Source organism: Caulobacter sp. ErkDOM-C (assembly GCF_048541825.1).
Classification (GTDB): domain Bacteria; phylum Pseudomonadota; class Alphaproteobacteria; order Caulobacterales; family Caulobacteraceae; genus Caulobacter.
The window spans coordinates 2,758,231-2,780,931 of record NZ_CP183332.1; the positions used below are offsets into that span (position 1 = coordinate 2,758,231).

General features: G+C 67.6%; 23 protein-coding genes. 7 read left to right on the forward strand and 16 right to left on the reverse strand.

From position 1 onward, the window contains the following. The first annotated feature begins 28 nt into the window (after window positions 1-28). Together ACN2C8_RS13340 and ACN2C8_RS13345 are read left to right on the forward strand one after the other, a co-directional pair. Complete coding sequence (locus ACN2C8_RS13340) at window positions 29-280, forward strand: type II toxin-antitoxin system ParD family antitoxin (protein WP_419252250.1); 252 nt, start codon at window positions 29-31, stop codon at window positions 278-280. After that, a complete protein-coding gene (locus tag ACN2C8_RS13345; protein ID WP_419252251.1) occupies window positions 277-570 on the forward strand; it encodes a type II toxin-antitoxin system RelE/ParE family toxin in 294 nt (97 codons plus the stop codon). The genes ACN2C8_RS13340 and ACN2C8_RS13345 overlap by 4 nt, the downstream gene beginning before the upstream one ends. On the opposite strand, the gene ACN2C8_RS13350 is transcribed toward ACN2C8_RS13345, so the two are convergent. Continuing rightward, a complete protein-coding gene (locus tag ACN2C8_RS13350) occupies window positions 567-1,328 on the reverse strand; it encodes an MOSC domain-containing protein (protein WP_419252253.1) in 762 nt (253 codons plus the stop codon). The two genes, ACN2C8_RS13345 and ACN2C8_RS13350, sit on opposite strands and share 4 nt — an antisense overlap. Window positions 1,329-1,413: 85 nt before the next feature. Between ACN2C8_RS13350 and ACN2C8_RS13355 the strand changes: the two genes are divergently transcribed. Both ACN2C8_RS13355 and ACN2C8_RS13360 read left to right on the forward strand, forming a co-directional pair. Then, window positions 1,414-2,622 carry a YihY/virulence factor BrkB family protein gene (locus ACN2C8_RS13355; protein ID WP_419252255.1) on the forward strand — a complete coding sequence of 403 codons (1,209 nt, stop codon included), beginning with the start codon at window positions 1,414-1,416 and terminating at the stop codon, window positions 2,620-2,622. A 168-nt stretch (window positions 2,623-2,790) separates the two neighbouring features. Then, the gene (locus ACN2C8_RS13360) at window positions 2,791-3,315 is read left to right on the forward strand and encodes a GNAT family N-acetyltransferase (protein ID WP_419252257.1); all 525 of its coding nucleotides are present in this window, start codon (window positions 2,791-2,793) and stop codon (window positions 3,313-3,315) included. A gap of 15 nt (window positions 3,316-3,330) precedes the next feature. Here the strand turns inward: ACN2C8_RS13360 and ACN2C8_RS13365 are convergent, their stop codons facing one another. From ACN2C8_RS13365 to katG, 6 genes are all read right to left on the reverse strand, one after another. After that, the gene (locus tag ACN2C8_RS13365; protein ID WP_419252259.1) at window positions 3,331-3,996 is read right to left on the reverse strand and encodes a M23 family metallopeptidase; all 666 of its coding nucleotides are present in this window, start codon (window positions 3,994-3,996) and stop codon (window positions 3,331-3,333) included. Between the two features lie 251 nt (window positions 3,997-4,247). Beyond that, complete coding sequence (locus ACN2C8_RS13370) at window positions 4,248-5,009, reverse strand: pseudouridine synthase (RefSeq protein WP_419252261.1); 762 nt, start codon at window positions 5,007-5,009, stop codon at window positions 4,248-4,250. Continuing rightward, window positions 5,009-6,079, reverse strand: coding sequence for a peptide chain release factor 1 (gene prfA, locus ACN2C8_RS13375; RefSeq protein ID WP_419252263.1), 1,071 nt, complete (start codon window positions 6,077-6,079; stop codon window positions 5,009-5,011). The genes ACN2C8_RS13370 and prfA overlap by 1 nt, the downstream gene beginning before the upstream one ends. 81 nt (window positions 6,080-6,160) lie before the next feature. Then, the gene (locus tag ACN2C8_RS13380) at window positions 6,161-6,586 is read right to left on the reverse strand and encodes a DUF2141 domain-containing protein (protein ID WP_419252265.1); all 426 of its coding nucleotides are present in this window, start codon (window positions 6,584-6,586) and stop codon (window positions 6,161-6,163) included. Window positions 6,587-6,698: 112 nt separating this feature from the next. Next, window positions 6,699-7,166 carry a transcriptional repressor gene (locus tag ACN2C8_RS13385; RefSeq protein WP_419252267.1) on the reverse strand — a complete coding sequence of 156 codons (468 nt, stop codon included), beginning with the start codon at window positions 7,164-7,166 and terminating at the stop codon, window positions 6,699-6,701. A 118-nt stretch (window positions 7,167-7,284) separates the two neighbouring features. After that, window positions 7,285-9,498 (reverse strand): catalase/peroxidase HPI, encoded by a 2,214-nt coding sequence (katG, locus tag ACN2C8_RS13390; protein ID WP_419252269.1) that lies wholly within the window; start codon window positions 9,496-9,498, stop codon window positions 7,285-7,287. Between the two features lie 325 nt (window positions 9,499-9,823). Here katG and ACN2C8_RS13395 point away from each other — a divergent pair, with 325 nt between their 5' ends. Then, entirely contained in the window at window positions 9,824-10,729 is a 906-nt protein-coding gene (locus tag ACN2C8_RS13395) for a LysR substrate-binding domain-containing protein (RefSeq protein WP_419252270.1), read from the forward strand. Here ACN2C8_RS13395 and ACN2C8_RS13400 read toward each other — a convergent pair. Together ACN2C8_RS13400 and ACN2C8_RS13405 are read right to left on the reverse strand one after the other, a co-directional pair. Then, window positions 10,726-11,223: a molybdopterin-dependent oxidoreductase gene (locus tag ACN2C8_RS13400; RefSeq protein ID WP_419252272.1), complete on the reverse strand. Its 498-nt coding sequence runs from the start codon at window positions 11,221-11,223 to the stop codon at window positions 10,726-10,728. The genes ACN2C8_RS13395 and ACN2C8_RS13400 overlap by 4 nt on opposite strands. 31 nt (window positions 11,224-11,254) lie before the next feature. Next, entirely contained in the window at window positions 11,255-11,458 is a 204-nt protein-coding gene (locus ACN2C8_RS13405) for a hypothetical protein (RefSeq protein ID WP_419252274.1), read from the reverse strand. A 94-nt stretch (window positions 11,459-11,552) separates the two neighbouring features. Between ACN2C8_RS13405 and ACN2C8_RS13410 the strand changes: the two genes are divergently transcribed. After that, entirely contained in the window at window positions 11,553-12,950 is a 1,398-nt protein-coding gene (locus ACN2C8_RS13410; RefSeq protein WP_419252276.1) for a PLP-dependent aminotransferase family protein, read from the forward strand. Between the two features lie 88 nt (window positions 12,951-13,038). Here ACN2C8_RS13410 and ispG read toward each other — a convergent pair whose 3' ends face one another. The 5 genes from ispG to ACN2C8_RS13435 all read right to left on the reverse strand — a co-directional run bounded on the left by ispG (window position 13,039) and on the right by ACN2C8_RS13435 (window position 19,668). Continuing rightward, on the reverse strand, window positions 13,039-14,178 hold the full coding sequence (gene ispG, locus ACN2C8_RS13415; protein WP_419252278.1) for a flavodoxin-dependent (E)-4-hydroxy-3-methylbut-2-enyl-diphosphate synthase: 1,140 nt from the start codon (window positions 14,176-14,178) through the stop codon (window positions 13,039-13,041). A 90-nt stretch (window positions 14,179-14,268) separates the two neighbouring features. Then, on the reverse strand, window positions 14,269-15,291 hold the full coding sequence (locus ACN2C8_RS13420; RefSeq protein ID WP_419252280.1) for a helix-turn-helix domain-containing protein: 1,023 nt from the start codon (window positions 15,289-15,291) through the stop codon (window positions 14,269-14,271). A 155-nt stretch (window positions 15,292-15,446) separates the two neighbouring features. Next, entirely contained in the window at window positions 15,447-17,711 is a 2,265-nt protein-coding gene (gene ptsP, locus ACN2C8_RS13425; RefSeq protein WP_419252282.1) for a phosphoenolpyruvate--protein phosphotransferase, read from the reverse strand. A 237-nt stretch (window positions 17,712-17,948) separates the two neighbouring features. Further along, entirely contained in the window at window positions 17,949-18,434 is a 486-nt protein-coding gene (locus tag ACN2C8_RS13430) for a hypothetical protein (protein WP_419252284.1), read from the reverse strand. Between the two features lie 274 nt (window positions 18,435-18,708). After that, on the reverse strand, window positions 18,709-19,668 hold the full coding sequence (locus ACN2C8_RS13435; RefSeq protein WP_419252286.1) for a DMT family transporter: 960 nt from the start codon (window positions 19,666-19,668) through the stop codon (window positions 18,709-18,711). Window positions 19,669-19,796: 128 nt separating this feature from the next. On the opposite strand from ACN2C8_RS13435, the gene ACN2C8_RS13440 reads away from it, so the two are divergent. Beyond that, complete coding sequence (locus tag ACN2C8_RS13440) at window positions 19,797-20,717, forward strand: alpha/beta hydrolase family esterase (protein WP_419252288.1); 921 nt, start codon at window positions 19,797-19,799, stop codon at window positions 20,715-20,717. 2 nt (window positions 20,718-20,719) lie between these two features. Here ACN2C8_RS13440 and ACN2C8_RS13445 read toward each other — a convergent pair whose 3' ends face one another. Both ACN2C8_RS13445 and ACN2C8_RS13450 read right to left on the reverse strand, forming a co-directional pair. Next, complete coding sequence (locus tag ACN2C8_RS13445) at window positions 20,720-21,184, reverse strand: hypothetical protein (RefSeq protein WP_419252290.1); 465 nt, start codon at window positions 21,182-21,184, stop codon at window positions 20,720-20,722. 178 nt (window positions 21,185-21,362) lie between these two features. Next, entirely contained in the window at window positions 21,363-22,610 is a 1,248-nt protein-coding gene (locus ACN2C8_RS13450) for an aspartate kinase (RefSeq protein WP_419252292.1), read from the reverse strand. Window positions 22,611-22,701: the final 91 nt, after the last annotated feature.

The following is a 22,701-nucleotide window of genomic DNA, read 5'->3' on the forward strand; positions in this document are numbered from 1 at the left end:
CAATATGGCCGCTGCGAGGAGGCCGACAATGAGCAAGAACACGTCCATCAGCCTGGGCGATCACTTCCAGGGATTTATTGCCGAGCAGGTTGGTGAAGGTCGTTATGGCTCGGCCAGCGAAGTTATCCGCGCGGGTCTGCGCCTTCTTGAAGATCGCGAGATGCGGCTGGCTCGATTGCGCGCGGCCCTGCTTGAAGGGGAGCAAAGCGGGTTCGCGGAAGATTTTGATATTGACGCCTTCATCGCTGAGAAGGCGAAAGAGGAAGGCATCGAAGAGTGAGCGCCTTCAAGCTCACACCAAGGGCTCAGCGCGATTTTGATGAACTCTGGGACTACTCCAAAAGCAAATGGGGCAGTCGGCGGGCGCTTGCCTATTTGCGCCAGATTCGAACCGCGATTGCCATGGTCGCGGCCTATCCAGACCTTGGCCCGATCCTCGAAGATCTACCGAAGGGCTATCGAAAGCGCCCTGTCGGCTCACACGTCATCTTCTATCTTCCGCGAGGCGACCAAACGGAGATCGTCCGCATTCTGCATCAGAATATGGATGTCGATAGCCACCTGCCTTAAGCGGCTTCCGCCAAATCCCGCTCCACTACTCGTCCGCCCTGCGTCACGTTCAGATAGAGGCCGCAGTTCATGTGGCCGTAGGCGTCGAACAGCGCCTTAACCACATCGATGTCCCGCTCGGCGGTAACCGGATCCACGTGGGTCGCCGCGCAGCGGACGATCGGCTTGATCACCTGCGCCGTCGCCGCGCCGAGCTTCAGCGTCCGACCCGTCCAGTCGTTCTCGACCCAGGCCGGCCAGCCCTCGACATAGAGGTTGGCGCGGAACCTCAAGGGGTCGAGGGGGACGCCCAGCCTGGCCTCAAGGTCGCGCACGCTGGCCAGGTTGATGACCGAGACATAGCCCGAACGGCTGTCCATGAACCGGTGCGCGCCGGGGCCTTCGATCACGCGTAGCGGGCCGGAAAGATCCGCGCCCAGCAGGCCGGTCAGCCAAGCCTCCAGCCCTGCCCGCCCGTCGACCGTGCGCAGGTCTCCGGCGAAGTCGGGCTGGCCCTCGGCGCTGGCGCGATAGACGCCCGTCGCCTCGTCATAGGCCGTGCGGGCCCTGGCCACGGCCGGGATCTTGGCCAGGACCGTGAACTTCATCTTCGAAATGTGGGCCGGCGCCGCCGGATCAAAGCCGCTGGGACCGTCCTCCACCGCATACAGCCGGTCGCAGGGAAAGCAGGCGCCGGCGACCAGGTCGGCGCTGTCCAGGCGTTCGGGGGTGAAGCCCTTGATGGGGTGGCGATAGAGGGCGTCGATGCGAGCTTCCATGCGGCCAAGGTCGGGGACGACTCACTCGAAAGCAAGGGCTCGGGAACGCCCCCTGTGCTCACGCTTTCCTTGGACGGGAGAGCGCATGACCGACGACGCCAAGCCGAAACGACCCGTCCGCACCTGGCTGGCCTCGCGCCCCTACGGACTGGCGCCGTGGATCGTGCTGCTGGCCCTGGTCCCGTTCGCCTTTCCAAAACCCGTTGTCCACGCGCCGCCGCCGGGCCTGTCAGAAGACCGCATCCTGCCGCCCGACGACTTCGACAGGGTCGAACCCCTGCGCGGCCGGGCCGCCAGATCTCCCTACGCCATCCCCTGGCGCGGCTGGCGCGACATCCTGTGGCGCGCCTGGCGCGAGATCACCGTCGATCGCCTGCCCGCCGTGGCCGGGGGCGTCACCTTCTACACCCTGCTGGCCCTGTTCCCGGCCATCGGCGCCTTCGTGTCGCTGTATGGCCTGTTCGCCGATGTGGCCGCCGTGGAGAAGCAGCTGAACGAGATGTCGGGGGTCTTTCCCGCCAGCGTCATCCAGATCGTCGGCGAGCAGATGCTGCGCCTGGCCAGCCAGGAACAGGCCAAGCTGGGTGTCGCCTTCGGCGTCAGCCTGCTGCTGTCGATCTGGAGCGCCAACGCCAGCATGAAGGCGCTCTTTGACGGACTGAACATCGCCTATGACGAGGACGAGAAGCGCCATCTGGTCGCCCGCGCGGCCCTGACCTATGTCTTCACCGTCTGCGCCCTGGTCTATGCGGCCGTGGCGGCCTTCATCCTGATCGCTACCCCCATCGTGCTGGCTCGGGTCGGACTGTCGGCTCTGGACGCGTTCTGGGGGCCGATCCGCTGGCTGCTGGTCTGGATGATGACGGCGGCGGCCTTCGCCCTGCTCTACCGCTTCGCCCCCTGCCGTGCCCGCGCCCGTTGGCGCTGGGTGGTGATCGGCGCCGTGCTGGCGGCCGGCGGCTGGCTGGTCGGCTCGCTGGGCTTCTCGGTCTATGTGAACCGCGTGGCCCACTATGACGCCACCTATGGCCCCCTGGGGGCGGTGATCGCCTTCATGGTCTGGGTGTGGTTTTCGATCATGGCCGTGCTGGTCGGGGCCGAGCTGAACGCCGAGATCGAGCACCAGACGGCCATCGACTCGACCACCGGTCCCGCGCGCCCGATGGGCGAGCGCGGCGCGGCCATGGCTGACACGGTGGGCCTGGCCTTCCACCCCTGGGAGATGATCAAGCGCGAGGCGGGCATGGTGCGCCGGTTGGCCGGCGGGGCGTGGGGCAAGGTTCGACGGCGCTAGAGCGGTTTCCGATAAGTGTGAAACGGTTATCGGAAAACGCTCTAAACTTCTGATTTAGAGCCCTTTTCGCCCGACCCTGATGAAGCCACCAGGTCGGAAAGGGCTCTAGGGCTTGGAAAGCCAGCTTGAGCGTGGCTAGCTCCGCTCCCGCTTTTTCCGGAGCCCCGCATGTTGCTCGCCCCAGCCCAGGACCACGACCTTCCCGCCATTGCCGACCTGGTCAATCGGGCCTATCGCGGGGAAGAGGCCCAGAAGGGCTGGACGACGGAAGCCCATATCCTGGGCGGTCAGCGTACCGACCTGGAAACCCTGCAGACTGATCTGGCCGCCAAGCCGGGCTCGACCATCCTGACCCTGCGCGAAGATGCCTCGTCCAGACCCTTCGCCTGCGTCTGGGTCGAGCCGATGCCGGACGATGTCTGGTTGATCGGCATGGTCTCGGTCGATCCCCACCGCCAGGACGGCGGTCTCGGCCGCAGGTTGCTGGATGCGGCCGAGGCCCACGCGCGCGCCGGCGGCGGCCGGTTTGGCAAGATGACGGTCATCGAGGGCCGCGACACCCTGATCGCCTGGTACGGGCGCCGGGGCTATGCGCCGACCGGCGAGTATGAGCCCTTCCCCTATGATGACCCGCGCTTTGGCAGACCCAAGGTCGACGGCTTGCAGTTCCTCGTACTGAAGAAGGCGCTGTAGCCGTACGCCCGGTCCCTAGGCGCGCGCGACCAGCTTGATCAGGATCAGCTGCGCGGCGTTCACGCGCTCGCCGCCGGGCTCCATGACTTCCAGGTGCACGTGATCGGTGATGCCCGGATAATGGCCCTGCAGGCTTTCCACGCGGCCGATGGCCTGGCCCAGCCGCACGGTCTGGCCGACCGCGACGCCGGGCGACACATAGAAGGCGCGGGCCACATAGCCCAGGGCCGGATTGGTGATCTCGACGAACTTCAGGTCGACCGAGCCGCTGTAGGCATAGCCGATCTTGGTCACATAGCCCGAGATCGGGGCGAGGACGTCCTGACCGGCGACCGCGGTGTAGTCGACGCCTTCGTGGTCGCGTGCCCCCCCGTCGCGGCGCGCCCCGAACTGGCCTTCGCCGAAGTCGTCGTGACCGCGCGGCGCCGCGCCGGTGGGGTTGGCGAAGTCGGCCGCGCCGTCGCCATCGACATCGGCGCCGCTCCAGACCAGTTCCCGGCGCACCGGCTTCTGGGGCTTGGCGGCAATCTCCTCCAGCAGGCGCCGGACTATTGGGGTGGGGCGGTGCCGGGCGGCGTCGGGATGCTCCATGGCCGCCACAACCATGGGCGCGAAGATCGTCGCCAGACCGATGACGCAACGCGCTGCGGGAGTGATGGTCTTGGCGACGGCTGCGTGCATTGAATGACCTTCAGTCGTTCCGGGATCGATTTCGGCGTTTGAACGTTTCGACTGATTAAGGGCCAGATATGGCAAAGAGGTGGCGCACGCCGTGCGACCGCTTGTCGCGCCATGTTTGCTGTATTGCATCAAAATCCTGGAATTCATGAGATCCAGGACAGGTCGCAAATGCTTCAGCTTGAATCGATTTATTAGGCGCAAATTCAAACTAGACCATAAATCTTGGGAATCCCGAGCGTGGAGTTTGGGGATTAACCCGCGATCAAACCCGCCCGCTCGTCGGCGGTCAGCGGGCGCCAGTAGCCTTCCGGCATATCGCCCAGGGTGAGGGAGCCGACGCGGACGCGGAACAGGTCGACGACCTTCCATTCCAGCAGCTCGCACATCCGGCGGATCTGGCGGTTGCGGCCTTCCTGCAGGATCACTTGCAGGCGCTGGTCAGAAATGAGTTCCACATGGGCGGGGCGCAGTTCGCGGCCGTCCAGTTCGAGGCCAAAGCGCATCAGCTCCAGTTTCTCCTCGGTGATCTCGCCCATGATGGCGACGCGGTATTCCTTCTCCAGCTCCGACTGCGGGCCGATCACGGCCTTGGCCACCACGCCGTCCTCCGAGAGGATCAGCAGGCCGCGCGAGTCCATGTCCAGCCGTCCGACCGGGGCCAGGCGGTTGCTGAAGTTGGGGATCGTCGCCTCATGGGCCCAAAGGTTCTCGCGCTTGAGCAGGCGCACAGCCGGAATCTGGCCGGGATCGGGCTGGGACGAGACGATGCCGACCGGCTTGTGGATCATGATCGTCAGGCTGGAATCCAGCTTGTCGGTCGCGCGGTCGGCCAGCACCAGTGTCTGGCCCGGCAGGATCTTGCGGCCCACGTCCTCGACGGTCTCGCCATCGATCGAGACCAGACCGTCGGCGATCAGGGCCTCGGCTTCGCGGCGCGAACAGACGCCGGCCTGGGCCAGCCACTTGTTGACCCGCTGGGGCTCGTCTTCGTCATAGGTGCGGGTGAAGGCCATCAGGTGTAGCCGTCTTCGAGGGTGGCCAGGCGGGCCGCCTGATCCTCAGCGATCAGCGGCTTGATGATGTCGTCCAGGGCGTCGCCCTCCATCACCTTGGCCAGGTTGTAGAGGGTGAGATTGATCCGGTGATCAGTCACCCGGCCCTGCGGGAAGTTATAGGTGCGGATACGTTCGGAACGGTCGCCACTGCCCACCTGGCCCTTGCGGGCGTCGGAGCGGGCGGTGTCCAGCGCCTCGCGCTGCATGTCGTAGAGGCGCGCCTTCAGGTTCTTCATCGCCCGCGCGCGGTTCTGGTGCTGGCTCTTTTCCGATGAAGTCACCACCACGCCCGTGGGCAAGTGGGTGATGCGCACGGCCGAGTCGGTCTTGTTGACGTGCTGACCGCCGGCCCCCGACGAGCGATAGGTGTCGATGCGGATGTCGCTTTCGTTGATCTCGATCTCGACATCCTCGGCTTCCGGCAGCACCGCGACGGTGGCGGCCGAGGTGTGGATGCGGCCTTGCGCTTCGGTGGCCGGCACGCGCTGCACGCGGTGCACGCCGCTCTCGAACTTCCAGCGGCCAAACACCCCGTCACCGGTGACAGAGGCGATGATTTCCTTGTAGCCGCCCATTTCGCCTTCGGAGACGCTGTCGACCTCGACCTTCCAGCCCTGAAGCACGGCATAGCGCTGGTACATGCGGAACAGGTCGCCCGCGAACAGGGCCGCCTCGTCGCCGCCGGTGCCGGCCCGCACTTCGAGAATGGCCGAGGCGTTCTCGTCCTTGTCCTTGGGCGCCAGCATCAGGGCCAGCTCGTGCTGCAGGACCGGCAGCTTCTCATCCAGCGCCTGCATCTCGTCGCGAACCATGGCGCCCATTTCCGGGTCGCCGGCCATCTCTTCCAGGTCGGCGCGCTCGGCGGCCAGCTTGGCCAGGGTCTCGACGGCCTCAGCCACCGGACGCAGTTCGGCGTGCTCCTTGGAGAGCTTGACGATCTCGGCTCCGTCGCTGGCGGCGCCCATGCGGGCCTCCACTTCGCGGAAACGGTCGAGAACCTGGTCGAGTCGGGCCTGGGGCAGTCGCAAGGGTGACGTCACGTGCTTTAAGGGGAACGGGCGGTCTCTGTACCCCCCGCGCGGCCTGACGTCACCCCGGCGTGAAAACGACTACTTCGGATACATCATCGTCTGGGTGATGGCGGCGTCGCCGTTTACCGAAACCTTGACCTTGTCAAAGGTCGGCACGCCCTTGAGGGGCGAGGCGCTGGACATCGCCCAGCCCTCGGCCGGCTTGCCGTCGGCGCCGTCAGTCATGCTCCAGCTGCTGTCGGCGTCGTGAAGCACCGAGACCGCGTAGTCGCCGGGCGGCACGTCGGGCAGTTTGACCTTCAGTTGGCCGCTGGCGGCGCCGTCCAGAACCGCGCCGGAGGTCTGGGCGCGTTGCATGAACTGGTCGCGGCTCTGGACCGTGACCAGGATCTTGCCGCCCTTGGGCTGCACGCCGTTCAGGGTCAGGTCGATCTCGCCGGCCTGGGCGGTGGCGAAGGCGGTGGTGGCGAAAAGGACGGCGGCGGCCGTGGCGAGGCGTTTCATGGTGTAGTGCTCCCTCAGAGCGGTTTCTGATGAAGTACTTTTATTTTCAAAGTACACGGGATGGCAAATTACAACGGAGTCATGGAAGGCTTAAGGGCGAAACGGCCGATCGTCAGGGGTGCTCTGGCTGGTGCCGCTGTTCAGTCTCCGGATTGATCCCGGTCGGAGGATCACGGCGATAGCGCACCAGGATCTCCACGCCGCCCGGGCGCTCGGCGAGAGCCTGACGGATCATGGCCAGCAGGGTCTCGGACGACACATGCAGGTCGATGATCTGGCCGGCCTGTTCATAAAACAGGTGCGAATGCGGCTCGGCGACGGTGTCAAAAACCAGGTCGGCGGTGGTGGTGGGCAGACGGCCGATCAGGCCATGGTCGGCCAGGGCTTCCATCTGGCGGGTCAAATCGGCAAGCGTGACCGCCAAGCCGGACTCGGCGGCGATGTCGGCGACCTCAGCCAGGGTGAGATGGGTTTCTGGCGCGGCGCGCAACAGCGCCAGCAGTCGCGGCAACGCGCCTTGGCCAGTCAGACCGGCGTTACGCAGTTCCTCGCGGAACGCGGCGTCCACGGCATGGGACATGGGGGCCTCCTCCCAAGGCGCCGGGGTGATCGCGGTCGTGCGTCGCCGCGATCTAATCCCGACCTTGAAGTCTGGACGCGGCTGGGGTCAGCCGCGTCCAGCCGTACGGTCTCGCCGATCAGGCGAGGTCGAAGCGGTCCAGGTTCATCACCTTGGTCCAGGCCGCCACGAAGTCGGTGACGAACTTTTCCTTGGAGTCGCTCTGGGCATAGACCTCGGCCAGGGCCCGCAGCTGCGAGTTGGACCCGAACACCAGATCCACCCGCGTGCCGGTCCAGCGGCGCTCGCCGGTCGTGCGGTCGCGGCCTTCAAACTCGGCCTCTGCTTCCGAGGTCGCCGACCACACCGTGCGCATGTCGAGCAGATTGACGAAGAAGTCGTTCGTCAGGGCGCCCGGCTGCGCGGTGAAGACGCCATGCGGCGACTGATCGGTATTGGCGTTCAGCACCCGCAGACCGCCGACCAGCACCGTCATTTCGGGCGCCGTCAGGGTCAGCAGCTGCGCCCGGTCGATCAGCAGTTCCTCGGCCGTCAGGGTGTATTCCGTCTTCAGATAGTTGCGGAACCCATCGGCGGTGGGCTCGAGCACCGAGAACGACTCGATGTCGGTCTGGGCCTGGGAGGCGTCAGTACGGCCGGGTGTGAAGCCGACCTCGACCGCGTGCCCCGCCGCCTTCGCGGCCAGTTCGACGCCCGCGCAGCCCGCCAGCACGATCAGATCGGCCAGCGACACCGTCTTGCCGCCGGTCTGGCCGGCATTGAACGCCGCCTGGATGCCTTCCAGCGTCGCCAGCACCGTGGCCAGCTGGGCCGGCTGGTTGACGGCCCAGGTCTTCTGCGGCTCCAGCCGGATACGGGCGCCGTTGGCCCCGCCGCGCTTGTCCGAACCGCGGAAGGTCGAGGCCGAGGCCCAGGCCGTCGCGACAAGTTGCGAGACCGACAGGCCCGAAGCCGCGACGCGGGCCTTCAGGTCACGAATGTCGGCCGCATTGACCAAGGGGTGATCCACCGCCGGAACGGGATCTTGCCAGATCAGCTCTTCCTTGGGCACCAGCGGGCCGCGATAGCGGGCGACGGGACCCATGTCGCGGTGGGTCAGCTTGAACCAGGCGCGGGCAAAGGCGTCGGCGAACTGGTCCGGATTCTCGTGGAAGCGCTTGGAGATCGGCGCGTAGAGCGGGTCGAAGCGCAGCGCCAGGTCCGTCGTCGCCATCATCGGTGCGTGGCGCTTGGTGGGATCGTGGGCGTCGGGCACCAGGGTCCGGGCCGCCGGGTCCTTCGGGGTCCACTGCTGGGCGCCGGCCGGGCTCTTGGTCAGCTCCCACTCGTGGCCGAACAGCGTGTCGAAATAGCCGTTGTCCCACTTGATGGGATTGGGTTTCCAGGCGCCCTCAAGGCCGCTGGTGATGGTGTGGACGCCCTTGCCGCTTTCCCAGCTGTTACGCCAGCCAAGGCCCTGCTCAACGATACCGGCGCCCTCGGGCTCGACTCCGACATGGGCTGCGTCGCCCGCGCCGTGGGCCTTGCCGAAGGTGTGACCGCCCGCGATCAACGCCACGGTCTCTTCGTCATTCATGGCCATCCGCGCGAAGGTTTCGCGGATGTCGTGGGCCGAGGCCAGGGGGTCAGGATTGCCGTTGGGGCCTTCGGGATTGACGTAGATCAGGCCCATCTGGACAGCGGCCAGCGGCTTGTCGAGCTGGCGCTCGCCCTTGTAGCGGTCGTCGCCCAGCCAGGTGTCCTCGGCGCCCCAGTGGACGTCCTCTTCCGGTTCCCAGACGTCTTCGCGGCCAAAGCCGAAGCCGAAGGTCTTGAAGCCCATGGTCTCCATGCCGACGTCGGCGGCGATGATCATCAGGTCAGCCCAGCTGATCTGGTTGCCGTACTTCTGCTTGATCGGCCAGATCAGGCGACGGGCCTTGTCGAGGTTGCCGTTGTCAGGCCAGCTGTTGAGCGGCGCAAAGCGCTGCGTGCCCGAGCCCGCACCCCCGCGACCATCGCCGGTGCGATAGGTGCCGGCGCTGTGCCAGGCCATGCGGACAAAGAACGGGCCGTAGTGGCCGTAGTCAGCCGGCCACCAGTCCTGCGAGTCGGTCATCAGCGCCGCCAGGTCCTTCTTCAGGGCCTCGACATCCAGCTTTTCGACCTGCTCGGCATAGCTGAACGCCGGCGAAAACGGGCTGACCAGCGACGAGTGCTGGGACAGGATCTTCAGGTTCAGCTGGTTGGGCCACCAGTCGCGGTTCGACCGTCCCCCGAAACTGGTGTGAAACCGAACCCCGTGATTGAGGGGGCACTTGCTCGTGGGTTCGACGATGTCGCTTCCGTCCATAACTGGCTCCAATCTTGGTTGCTGTGACTGACTTGGCCTGCACGATGAAGACCGTGAATTCTGCGGAGGTAAGCCCGTTTACTGATTGGCAAGGCGCGCCGTTGAAACGGGACAGCGCACACTGGCCCGCCGGGTGGCGGAGCCAGGCTGTCGCTGGGTGAGGCGCACCGGAATTCGAGTCGAGGTCTGGATCCTGCCGCCGCTCCCTCTGGGCGCTCTCTGCGGAACACCTGGCGAAGTTTTCGCGCATCCTGATCATAAAGAGAAGCGCCAAAAATCAATGGCTGTGATAGGCCTTGCCTATGATTAGACTTGGGGTCGCGCCGTGAATCTTCGAGACCTCCGCTACCTTCTGGCCGTGGTCGAGCATGAGCATTTCGGTCAGGCCGCGCGGGCCTGCGGCGTCAGTCAGCCCACGCTTTCCGTGCAGATCCGGAAGCTGGAAGAGCTTGTGGGCGTCGCCCTGTTCGAGCGCAGCAGCAAGGCGGTCGCCCCGACATCCGCCTGCCTGCAACTGATCGGCCATGCCCGCACAGCCGTCACGGCGGCCGAAGCGATCCTGGCCACGGCGCGAACGCTGCGCGATCCCCTGGCGGGACGCTTTCGCGTTGGCATCATCCCGACCCTGGCACCCTACCTGCTGCCGCTGGTGTTTGCGCCGCTGCGCGAGGCGCTGCCCGCGCTGGAGCTCGAGCCCTGGGAAGACCAGACCACCGCCCTGCTTGAACGGCTGCGCAGCCACGAGCTGGACGCGGCTCTGCTGGCCACCGAGGTCGACGGGCCTGATCTGATGAGCCGGCCGCTGTTCGACGAGCCGTTCCTGGCGGCCCTGCCGCCCGATCACCCGCTGGCGGGGCTGGACACCGTCACCGAAACCGATCTGGCGAAGGACATTCTGGTGCTGGCCGACGGTCACTGTCTGCGCGACCAGACCCTGGCGGCCTGCGGCAGCAACGGGGCGCTGGGCGGCCCGCTCCGCGCCGCCAGCCTGCCCACCTTGCTGAACATGGTGGCGGCCGGCTACGGCACGACCCTGATTCCGGGGCTTGCGGCCGGCGCGGCGCAGGATGCGGGGATTGTGCTCAGGCCGCTGGCCGAGCAGGCTGGGCGCACGGTTCGGATCGCCTGGCGCGCCAACTATCCCGGTCGTCCCGCCGTGGAGGCGGTGGGCGAGGTCATTGCCCAGCGCTTGCGGGGCTTCGCCAGGGGCGCGGTCGCCGGGACGATCTAAAACCCGGCCTTGACCTCGACCGCCACCACGCCCCGGGGCGAGCGCGAGGGCCGCAGATCACCGTCGACCACCACGCGGTACGGGCCCTCACGCGCGTCCAGCGGCTGGCCATTGACCGTGTCGGCCAGGATCACCGGATTGGCGCGATAAACAGGGTCGGTCTCGGCGATCGACAGGATGCTGGAAAAGCCGTCGGCAGCCCGCAGGATGACCACCTGGTTCAGATACCGCCCCATCAGCCGCTCGCCCGAGACCACGCCGGCCTTGAGCAGGGCTTCGTGCAGCACCGCGCCCTCATAGACCACGAGCTGCCCCTTGACCTGGATCGTCGCCCTGGCGCGCGGCAGGGCCTTCACCTCCGCCGGCGACAGCACCACCGTGTCGCGGCCGGCGACGGTGACCTTGAGATCCCCCTCCAGGACAGGAGAGGCCAGGACCGGCGAAGCAAGGACGACGGCGGCGATCGCGGCCGTGAGGGCGAGGAGGATGCGCATGCCGCCAGCGTGGCGCCCCTCCCCGCGTCTGTCACGCCTTGACCGGGGTCATCAGTGGATAGAGCGAAGCCACCAGCAGCACGGCCAGACCCGCGCTGATCCCCAAGATGTGCAGGATGGTGCGGCGAAAGCCGAAGTTCGCCCCCGACGCCAGCAGCATCATGTTGTTGGGCCCGGGCGTACCGGCGGTGGCGAAGGCGAACAGGACGAAGGCCAGCAGAAGGTCGGGGGTCACGTCGGGACTCCATGATCGAGAGTGTCACAGAGATGTTCCCGATTGATCCATGAGTCAAAACGAGTATTGTCATGATGACAATATCGGAGCCCACATGTCCACGAAAGCCCTGAGGGACTGGACCCCATCGCTGGAGGCCGGCGACGCGCCGATCTATGAGCGCCTGCTCGGAGCCCTGCGCACCGATATCGCGACCGGCGCCCTGGCCGCGGGCGCGCGCCTGCCGCCGCAGCGCGACCTGGCCCACCGCCTGGGGCTGGGCCTGGGCACCGTCACCCGCGCCTATGTCGAGGCCGAGAAGGCCGGGCTGGTCGAGGCCCATGTCGGCCGTGGCAGCTTTGTGCGCGGCGGGGCGGCGGGAAAGCCTGTCAGGATGGCCGAGGGCGGCCTGATCAATCTCTCGCAGAATATCGCCCCCGGCGGACCGGCCGAGGGCCGACTGGGCGACACTCTGACGAGGTTGCGCCGGCGCGGCGACCTCTTCGACTGCCTGGGCTACGCTCCGCCTGCGGGGCTGGAGGCCCAGCGGCGCGCCGGGGCTGCGTGGCTGGAGCGCAGCGGCGGCCTGGTCGGCGCCGACTGGACCCGTCTGGTCTGCACCGCCGGCGCCCAACAGGCCCTCGCCCTGGCCTTCGGCGCCGTAGCGCGGTGGGGCGATACGGTGCTGTGCGAGGCCTCGACCTTCTACGGCGCCAAGGCGCTGGCCGAGCACATGGGCTATGGGCTCAAGGGCCTGGTCATGGACGCCGAGGGCCTGCGCCCCGACGTTCTGGACGAGGCCGCCGCCACCGGCGCCTTCAGGGCGGTGGCCATCCAGCCGACCCTGCAGAACCCGACCGGCCGGATCATGAGCGCCAACCGCCGCGCCCAGATCGTGGCCGTGGCCCGCAAGCACGACCTGATGATCATCGAGGACGACATCTATGCGGTCTACGCCCCGGGCGCCCCGCCGCCGTTCGCGGTGCTGGCGCCGGAGCGCACGTTCCACGTCTCGGGCGTGTCCAAGTCGCTGGCGCCCGGCCTGCGCACCGGCTTCCTGATCGTGCCGCCCGGCGATGCCCTGGACCGCGTGCTGCGCACCGTGCGCGCGCTGAACTACGCCCCGCCCAATTTCGGCGGACTGATCGCCACCCAGTGGATCGAGGACGGGACCGCAGACGCCATTGTCACCGAGATCCAGGCCGAGATGACCGCCCGCCTCTCCCTGGCCCGCGAGATCCTGGGCGACGCCATCGAGACCCCGATGTCGGCCAGCGCGCCCCACGTCTGGCTGCCGATGTCGGACCTGGACGCCGAACGTCTGGCCGGCCGGGCCCTGCGCGGCGGCGTGGAAGTGACCCCCCCGTCAGCGCCGGTGGTCGCGCCGGGCCTGACGACGGGCGTGCGGGTGTGCCTAGGCGCAGCGCGGGATCGCGAAGAGCTGCAACGCGGCCTCCGCATCGTGGGCGCAGCGGTGGCGGATGTGGACGAGCGGTCTCGGGCGGTGATCTAGCCAACCACCTGCCCCCTCCGCGCTGACGTGCCCCTTCCCCGGAGGGGGAAGGTGGTCGTGAAACGACCTTAGAGGGCCAGTGCGCAGCCTATTCCGCCGCGATCGCCTCAGCGTCGGCGGCCGCCTTCAGTTCAGCCGCGCGCTTTTCGACCAGTTCGACGATGTGCTCGATCATGCCGTCGTTGGACTGTTTGTGATCGGCCTTCCCGGCCATGTAGACCATGCCCGAGCCGGCCCCGCCGCCAGTGAAGCCCAGATCGGTCATCAGGGCCTCGCCCGGGCCGTTGACCACGCAGCCGATGATCGACAGCGACATCGGTTGGCTGATATGGGCTAGGCGCTCTTCCAGGGCCTCCACCGTCTTGATGACGTTGAAGCCCTGCCGGGCGCAGGACGGGCAGGCGATGATGTTGACGCCGCGATGGCGCAGGCCCAGCGACTTGAGGATATCGAAGCCGACCTTGATCTCTTCCACAGGATCGGCGGCGAGCGACACACGGATGGTGTCGCCGATGCCGGCCCACAGCATCGAGCCAATGCCGATGGACGACTTCACCGTGCCGGTGCGCAGGGCCCCGGCCTCGGTGACACCCAGGTGCAGCGGACAATCGATACGCTCTGACAGCTGGTGGTAGGCCGCCACCGTCATGAACGGGTCGGACGCCTTCACTGAAATCTTGAATTCGTGGAAATCGTGGTCCTGCAGGATGCGGGCGTGGTTGAGGGCGCTCTCGACCATGGCGTCGGGGCACGGCTCGCCGTACTTTTCCAGCAGTTCACGCTCCAGAGAACCGGCATTGACGCCGATCCGCATCGAGCAGCCGTGGTCGCGGGCCGCCTGAATGACGTCGCGCACGCGATCGGCCGAGCCGATATTGCCCGGATTGATCCGCAGGCAGGCCGCGCCGTTCTGCGCCGCCTCGATACCGCGCTTGTAGTGAAAATGGATGTCGGCCACCAGCGGCACGCGGGACTCGCGGGCGATGGTCTTGAAGGCCGCCGTGCTGTCGGTGTCGGGGCAGCTGACGCGGACGATGTCGGCGCCGGCCTCTTCCAGCTGACGGATCTGTTCCAGCGTCGCAGCGGCGTCGCTGGTCAGGGTGTTGGTCATCGACTGGACGGTGATGGGCGCATCACCCCCCACCTCGACATTGCCGACGCGGATCTTGCGCGACACGCGACGCTGGATCGAGCGCCAGGGACGAAGGTGGGTGTGGTCAGCGGCCATGGCGGCAATCTAGGGCTTTTGCGAGCGGAACCCAAGGATGAGTTCTCTATTTTCCCGCTCCGCCCAGCGGCCCGAAGATCGGGACGGGAGTCAGGCTGCCGGCTTGGCCAGTTTGCCCAGCGCCGTGGTTGAGGCGGTCAGGCGACCCGTCAACACGCCGCCGGAATAGACGTCGAAATTGCTGGGGTCGGAGACGTCGGCCGTCAGGCCTGCCGTGCGCGGGGCGCGGAAGGCTTCGCCGGCGTTGAGCTGGCGGGCAAAATACACCGAGCCGTCGGCGCCGCGCACCACCAGGGTGGCGGCCTTGCGGGCCAGCAGAACGACACCGGAGCTATCGGCGGCGGCCGCGCCGTGGATCACGCCACGCGGCTTGAAGGTCGAGCCCAGGGCCGCGACATGAGCGGCGTCGATCTCGCCCTCACCCGCTGCGACGGCAGTGGCGCGGGCCTTGGAAGCGGCGTTGGCGGCGTCGGCCGAACCGCCATTGGCGGCGGCGTCGTCGAGACCAGGGGTCTTGTAGGGCTCGGGCGTGGTCGACTCGACCGGGGCCGGCAGGGGCGCGCCCAGCGACACGGCTGAACCGGCCGGCGCCGAGGCCGACTGCGGGGCTGCGGTATTGGCCGCGACCTGTGCGGCGGGCTCGTCCTTGTCCATGGCGCGCTGCGCCACGTTCCACAGCAGGATGGCGCCGACCATCAGCAGGCCGACAATCAGCACCAGGGCCAGGCGGGGATCGCGCTCATGGCGCACGCCGACCGGGGCGCGCAGTTCGCCGCCGTCGTCGGGCACGTCGCTCTTGAAGCGCAGCACGGCGGCCTCGCCGTCCAAACCCAGCAGCTGGGCATAGGCGCGGACATAGCCGATGGTGAACGGGCGCGAAGGCAGCTCTTCCATCCGCAGGTCTTCGAGAGCGTCGATATAGCTCAGGCGGATGCGCGTGGCGTCGGCCACGTCCTGGGTGGTCAGGCCGCGAAAGGTCCGGGCGGCGCGCAGAGCGGCGCCGATGTCGACGCCCTCGTCGACTGACGGCTGTCCCACGACGGCGAAGCCCTCGTCGGGCTCAGCGTCGGAGTTCAGATGCAAGTGCCTTACACTGCCCGTATCCAGCGCCATTGCGGCAATATCACCCCAAAAATCGCGTAGCGCACGAACGCCACGCCCATCCCGCTTCGTGTTACACGAAGTTCTTAACAGTTCTTTGTGGATATCAAAGTAAGCTACGGGATTCAATACACTAAACAGCGAAGCTTGGTTAATCGGCCAACCTGTCAGATGGCGACATAGAGCTTGCGCGCCAAGGTTTCGATCTCGCCCCGGAGCGATCCGGCCGAAGTCTTCAGCAGGGCCTCGACGTTTCGTCTGGCCGCCTCGCGATCGCACGACAGCACCATCTGCTTGACCGGGCCAATGCCGGCCGGCGGCATCGACAAACGGTCAAAGCCCAGAGCCACCAAAGCGAAGGCCTCCAGCGGCCGCCCCGCCATCTCGCCACAGACCGACACCGGCGTGCCGGTGTCCTCGCACGCCTGCTGGATGGTCTTCAGGGCGCGCAGGGCCGCCGGCGACAGCGGATCATAACGATCGGCCATCTTCGGATTGCCCCGATCGGCGGCGAACAGATACTGCATCAGATCATTGGTGCCGACCGAAACGAAGTCGGTCATCGGCAACAGTGCGTCCAGATGCCAAAGCAGCGAGGGCGCCTCGATCATCGCCCCGACGTCCAGACGCGCCGGCGCCGGGCGGCCGCGCTTCAGGGCCCAGGCCACTTCCTGGTCGACGAAGGCGCGGGCGGCGCGGAACTCGTCCACATTGGCCACCAGCGGGAACATGATCCGCAGCGACCGGCCGGCGGCGGCCTTGATCAGCGCCCGGATCTGCATGCGCAGCAGCGCCGGACGGTCCAGTCCCATGCGGATGGCGCGCCAGCCCAGGGCCGGATTGTCCTCGCGCTCCATCTCCATGTACGGCAGCAGCTTGTCACCGCCGAGATCGAGCGTGCGGAAGGTCACCGGCATGCCGTTGGCGGCCTCCAGCACCTTTTCGTAGAGCGCCGTCTGGGCCTCCAGCCGGGGCATTTCCTCGGCGACCATGAACTGGAACTCGGTGCGGAACAGGCCGATGCCCTCGGCCCCGGTCTCACCCAGGATATCCAGGTCGACGGCCAGGCCGGCGTTCATCAGCAGGGTGACCTTGGCGCCGTCCTTGGTGAAGGCGGGGGTGTCGCGCAGGCGGGCGAACTCGGCCTTGCGCTGGGCGCGGACCTCCATCCGGGCCCTCAGGGACTTCACCACGTCCGGACGCGGGCGAAGCCAGGCCTCGGCGGTCTCGGCGTCGACGACCACGGGGTCGCCCTCGCTGACCCGGTCGCGCAGGCCGGCCAGGCGGCCGACACAGGGGATATCCAGCGCCCGGGCCACGATGCCGGCGTGGCTGGCGGCCGAGCCTTCCTCGAGCAGTATGCCCTTCAGCTTGGTGCGGTCGTATTCCAGCAGGTCGGCGGGGCCCAGGTTGCGGGCGATCAGGATGGCGTCGTCAGGCAGCTGGCGCACGGCGTGCACATCGCCCGACAGGTGGCGCAGCAGCCGGTCGTTGAGGTCTTCCAGGTCGTGCAGCCGCTCGCGCAGATAGGGATCACGGGCCTGGCCCAGGCGGGCGCGGTGCTCTGACCTTACACGTTCAACGGCGGCCTCGGCGGTCAGGCCCGAGCGAACGGCCTCTTCCAGGCCCCGGTTCCAGCCGCGGTCGTGGGCAAACAGGCGGTAGGTGTCGAGCACCTCGTAGGACGCGCCCACCAGGCCACCCTGGCCCTCCAGCATCTCGTCGATCTGGCTCTGCAGGGCGGTGACGGCGACCTTCAGGCGGATCTCTTCGGCGGCAGAATCGTCCGACAGCAACTGCTCGGGCGCCACCGGCTGCTCGTGCAGCACGGCCACGCCATAGGCCAGGCCCTCCGCAAACCGCGCGCCCTTCAGCCGCTCGGGCTTGTGGGGCGCGATCTCGACGTCCTTGAGCTCGGCCATGCCCAGCAGCTCACTGGACGACACCATCTCGGCCAGGACCATGGCGATGATCTGGAGGTCCTCGACCTCCTCGTCGCCATAGGTGCGCTCGGTGCGGTTCTGGACCACCAGCACGCCGATCGAGCGGCCGCCGCGCAGCAGGGGCACGGCCATGAAGGCGTGGTAGGGATCTTCACCGGTTTCGGGGCGATAGGCGAAGGCCGGATGGTTGGGCGCGTCCGACAGGTTCAGCGGCCGACCCAGCCGCATGGTCTCGCCAACCAGGCCCTCGCCGGGTTTCAGCCGGGTCACGTGGACAGCCTCGGGCGCAAGGCCTTCGGTGGCGAAGAGTTCGAGATCTCCGGACGCGCGGCGCAGGTAGATCGAGCAGACCTCGGCGACCATCGAGATGGCGATGATCCGCACAACCATGTCGAGCTTGCCCTGGGCGGGGCCCGCCCCGGCCATGGCCTCGCGAATCTGCCGCAGCAGACTGCGTGGTCCTCGAACGGCGATGCCGCTTGCCGCCATGCGCTCTCCCTCTGTCCGGAGCGGTCTAACCCGACTGAAAGTCCGATGGGTTAAGACGCCGCTTCGGCCCCTAGCGCGCTATAGCAGATTTCGCGCGCCTGACAGCGGTCGCGGCGACCTTACGGAAAGATTGTCCCGCGCGACGCGCGAAAAAGCGCCGCCCGCCCGGGAAGGGAAGGCGGCGCAAGTCTTCGCCGTCAGGATCGGGATCAGGACCTGGCGGCGGTCGTCGGGGGCCTAGCGGCGGTCGTCGTAGGCGGAGCGGTTGTCGTAGCGGGCGTCGTAGCGAGCGTCGTAATGGTCGCCCCGGCCGTAGCGGTTGTCACGGCTGTCGCGGCTGTCGCGGGCGTAGCGCTGGTCGCGGCTCTGGTAGCCCTGCTGGCCGTAGGACTGCTGGCCGTAGGACTGGCCATAGGACTGGCCGTAGCCTTGCTGCCCATAACCTTGCTGGTAACCGTTATGGGCCGGGCGGGTGCGATAGCCGCTGCTGTAGCGACGATCGTCCTTGCCCTTGGCTGTCGAGGCGCCGATGGCGGCGCCGGCGATGGCGCCGATCGCCACCGCGCCCTTGTCGCCGTCACCCAGGGCCGCGCCCGCCAGGCCGCCGATCACAGCGCCCAGGATGGCCTTGTTGGTCTTCTCACCGGCGAAGGCGCCCGAGGCGGGCAGGACCATGGCGGCGGTGATGGCGCCGGCGATCAGGGTCTTGGAGAAGGTGTTCATGGCAGTGCCCCTTTCGAGAAGCGTCGCCAGTTCGGAAGACCCGGTGCGGCGCTGTTGATGTCCGTTTTAGGAGCCGGCGCTTGAACCCGATCTGAACGGTGCTGTTCAGGTTCCAGTCATGTGGGGATCCCTTTCTCCCGCTCTCCCCGGCGAAGGCCGGGGCCCAGATCGAACCCGGCGACTTGGTCGATTGGGTTAAGGCAGAAGGCGCATCATCCCCAGACGCTCAGGCTGAATCTGGGCCCCGGCCTTCGCCGGGGAGAGCGGAGCAAATTTAAGGCGCAGGCTCGACCGCCGCCGTCGGCCGGTGCAGCGACACCGACCACAGCACCCCGGCCAGCATCAGGGCGATGGCGACGCTCTCCAGCGGGCGCGGCCAGCGGCCTTCGTGCAGGAAACCGTAGAGCAGGGCGAACAGGGTCTCGAACACGATCAGCTGGCCCGACAGGCTCAGCGGCAACAGGCGGCTGGCGGCGTTCCACAGGCCGTTGCCGATCACCGAGGCCCCCAGGGCCACGGCCAGGCTGACGCCCCAGAACAGGGTCCAGGCGCTGGAGACATGTCCCGCACCGCCGAGGAGGAAGGCCGGAACGATCAGCACCAGCGACAGGGCGCCGGTGACCACCCCGGTCAGCAGCGACCACTCGTGGCTGTTGAAGGTCGGCGTCGCAGCCAGCCGACGGGCGTTCCAGACGGCGTAGAGCGTCCAGCAGGCCAGGGCCAGCACGGCGCCTAGCACGCCCAGGATCAGGCGCGGCGCGGGCGCGCCCTCCCCGCTTCTGAACACGTCGACATTGATGCAGACCACCCCGGCCGCCAGCAGGGCCAGCGGCGCGGCCAGCCGGCGCAGCGGTACGCCCTCGCCCCCTCTCCCATTGGGCCGGGCGCCGACCAGGGTCACGGTCACGGGCAAGAGCCCGATGATCAGCGAGGCCGCCGCCACCCCGGCGTTCTGCACGGCTATGGCGAGGCCGACATAGTAGATCAGGTTGCCCAGCAGGCTCAGCAGGGCCAGGTCCCGCCAGTCGCGGCCTGTCATGCGTCCGAACACCGCGATGGCCGTGGGGGCCAGCAACACCAGCGACGCCAGGCCATAGGCCAGATACCGCCCGGCGGTCATCTGCAGCGGTGTGAAGTCAGCCAGCAGCAACGGCGCCAGAAACACCCCGCCCCAGAAGGCGCCGGCGATCAGGCCGTACAGCAGGCCCAGGGTGAGGCGGCGGGGGTTGGTCATGGAGGCGAATTAGCAGGCACGACGCAGCTTGGCTTGGCCAAAAGCGCGCGACGGCGCCCCTGCCGATCCGTCGGTTTACTCACGTCATCGACCCGCTAAGCTCGCCCGCAGGATACCGGGGAATGGTCATGTCTGAGTTTGCCTTGGCGCGATGGCTGCTCCGGTTGGGTGCGCCCCTGCTTCTGCTGGGCTGGAGCGCCACGGTCCAGGCCGCCTGCGCCGTCGGCGCGCCGGACGCCACCGCGCGGGTCGATGTCGGCCAGGCCGGTCGCCCTCTGCTGCTGCATCGCCCTGCGACCCTGGACCCTGGCGTTCCCGCCCCGCTGCTGATTTTGCTGCACGGCAGCGGCGGGACCGGAGCCCAGATCCTGAAGACCTCAAAGCTGGAGGCGACCGCCGATCGCGCGGGCTTCATTCTGGTCGCGCCGGACGCGGCCATCAAGGCCGGGACCGGTTTCGCCTGGAACATCCCCGGCGTCCCGACCGTGACCGGCAAGATCCCCGACGCCTCGGACGCCGACGACGTGGCCTATCTGGCGAGGGTGGTCGAGAGCCTCGCCGCCGAAGGCTGCGTCGACCGCGCCCGGGTCTATGTCACCGGCCTGTCGGGCGGCGGGCGCATGGCGTCCTGGCTGGGCTGCGTTGAGGCCGGCCGTTACGCCGCCATCGCCCCGGTGGTCGGCCTTCGGGCCGGCAATCCGAAGCGCGACAATCCGCAGGAGCCTGATCCGGCCACCTGCAAGCCCGCCTTGCCCGTGCCGATCATCGCCTTTGCCGGCGACAAGGACACGACCAATCCGAACCAGGGCGGGGGCGCGGGCTACTGGCAGTACACCATGCACGCCGCCGAGCAGCGCTGGGCCGCCCTGAACGACTGCCAGACCGCCCCGACCACGCGGTGGGCCTCGCCGGGCGTCTATGAAGAGCGCTATTCAGGCTGCCGGGGCGAGGCAGACATAGTGGGCCGGGTCACCGTGGGCGGCACCCACATCTGGCTGGCCGACAACGACGCCCTTTGGGCCTTTGTGTCGCGGTATCGGCGGAACTAGCCCTATCCGTGCCCCGGCATGGCCAGGGGCTCGCCGGCGTCCTGGACCAGGCGGCGGGCCTGTTCGAGGGCCGCGTCAATATCGGCCTCGATGAACTCGACCTCGAGATCCGTCAGCGGGTGCGGCGCGGCGACGGTTTCGCGAAGATAGGCGCGCTTTTCCGGCTCGGTCATGGTCCACCAGCCGACGGTGTGGCCTTCCTCGATCACCGCGTCGCCCATGGCCAGCAGGTCGTCGGTGTCGAAGATCGGCTGGCCGGGCTTTTCCGGGAACCACTGGCCGTCATCAGGCAGGGCCTGGTCGAGCCGCTTGAGCAGCGCCGCCAGCCACGGGCTGACCAAAAGCGGCTTCTCATAGCCGTCGCCGAACTTGGCGCGCAGCAGGAGGTCGTACAGCAGCTCCAGCCCCTCATCGCCCTCGAAGGTGACGGTCTTGGCGGCGGGGTCGAACTTGAAAACGTCGGACATGGGGGTCTCGTGGAGCGGTTCTACGTCTTCATAACGTCAGAACACGACGTTTTAGCTAAACTGTCATTCCGGGCGTAGCCTAGCGAAGACCCCGGACCGCAGCAGGCTCAGAGCTTCTGGCGGTCCCGGCTCGGCGCGCTTCGCCCCCGGCTCAAGGCCGGGGCGGGATGAGCGGTACTTACAGCTGGTCCAGCCCGTAAACCGCGTGCAGCGCCCGCACGGCCAGTTCGGTATAGGCCGCGTCGATCAGCACGCTGATCTTGATCTCCGAGGTCGAGATGACCTGGATGTTGATGTTCTTCTCGGCCAGGGCCTGGAACATCGACTGGGCGACGCCGGCGTGGCTGCGCATGCCGACCCCGATCACCGAAACCTTGGAAACATCCTCGTCGACGGCGACAGCCTCGAAGCCGATCTCGGCCTGGGCGGCGGTGACGATCTCGACGGCGCGCTGGGCGTCGCGCTTGCCGACCGTGAACTCCATGTTGGCGGTGTCGGCGCTGCGGGCGCGCGACTGCACGATCATGTCGACATTCACATTGGCGTCGGCAAGGCGGCCGAAGATCTGCGAGGACACGCCCGGATGATCGGGCAGGCCCAGCAGGGTGATCTTGGCCTCGTCGCGGCTATAGGCGACGCCCGAGACGATGCGCTTTTCCATGATTTCTTCCTCGTCGCAGACGATCGTACCTTGGCCCGGGGCTTCGCCCGGTTCGACGAAACTCGACAGCACCCGCACCGGGACGCGATGGGCCATGGCCATCTCGACCGAGCGGGTCTGCAGAACCTTGGCCCCGAGCGAGGCCATTTCCAGCATTTCCTCGTAGGAGATCTTGGCCAGCTTGCGGGCCTTTCTCTCGATGCGGGGGTCGGTCGTGTAGACACCGTCGACGTCGGTATAGATGTCGCAGGCCCCCTTGATGGCGGCGGCGATGGCGACGGCGCTGGTGTCCGAGCCGCCCCGGCCGAGGGTGGTGATGCGGCCGTCGCTGGTCACGCCCTGGAAGCCGGCGATCACGGCGATCTGGCCGGCCGCGAAACAGGCCTCCAGATTGGCCGGCGGAATGTCTTCGATGCGGGCGCGGCCGTGGGCGGTGTCGGTCAGGATCGGCACCTGCCAGCCCAGGAACGAGCGCGCGTTCAGCCCCATATTGCGCAGGGTCATGGCCAGCAGGCCGGCCGTGACCTGCTCGCCCGACGCGACGATGGAGTCATACTCGTCGTCCGACTCCGGCAGGCCCGCGGCTGCGCGGCCTGCGCCGTCGGTCCAGGCCACCAGCTCATTGGTCTTGCCCGACATGGCCGAGACCACCACCGCCACCTGCTTGCCGGTCGCGACCTCGGCGGCGACCAGACGGCCCACCCGCCGGATGCGCTCCAGGTCGGCCACCGAGGTGCCGCCGAACTTCATCACCAGACGAGACACGTCTTCAAACCCTCGAACGATAGCGGTTTTTTCTTGCGCCCACCCGGCGAGATTGCTCCTCGCCGCGCAAGCCCCGGCCTTCTAGCGGCGC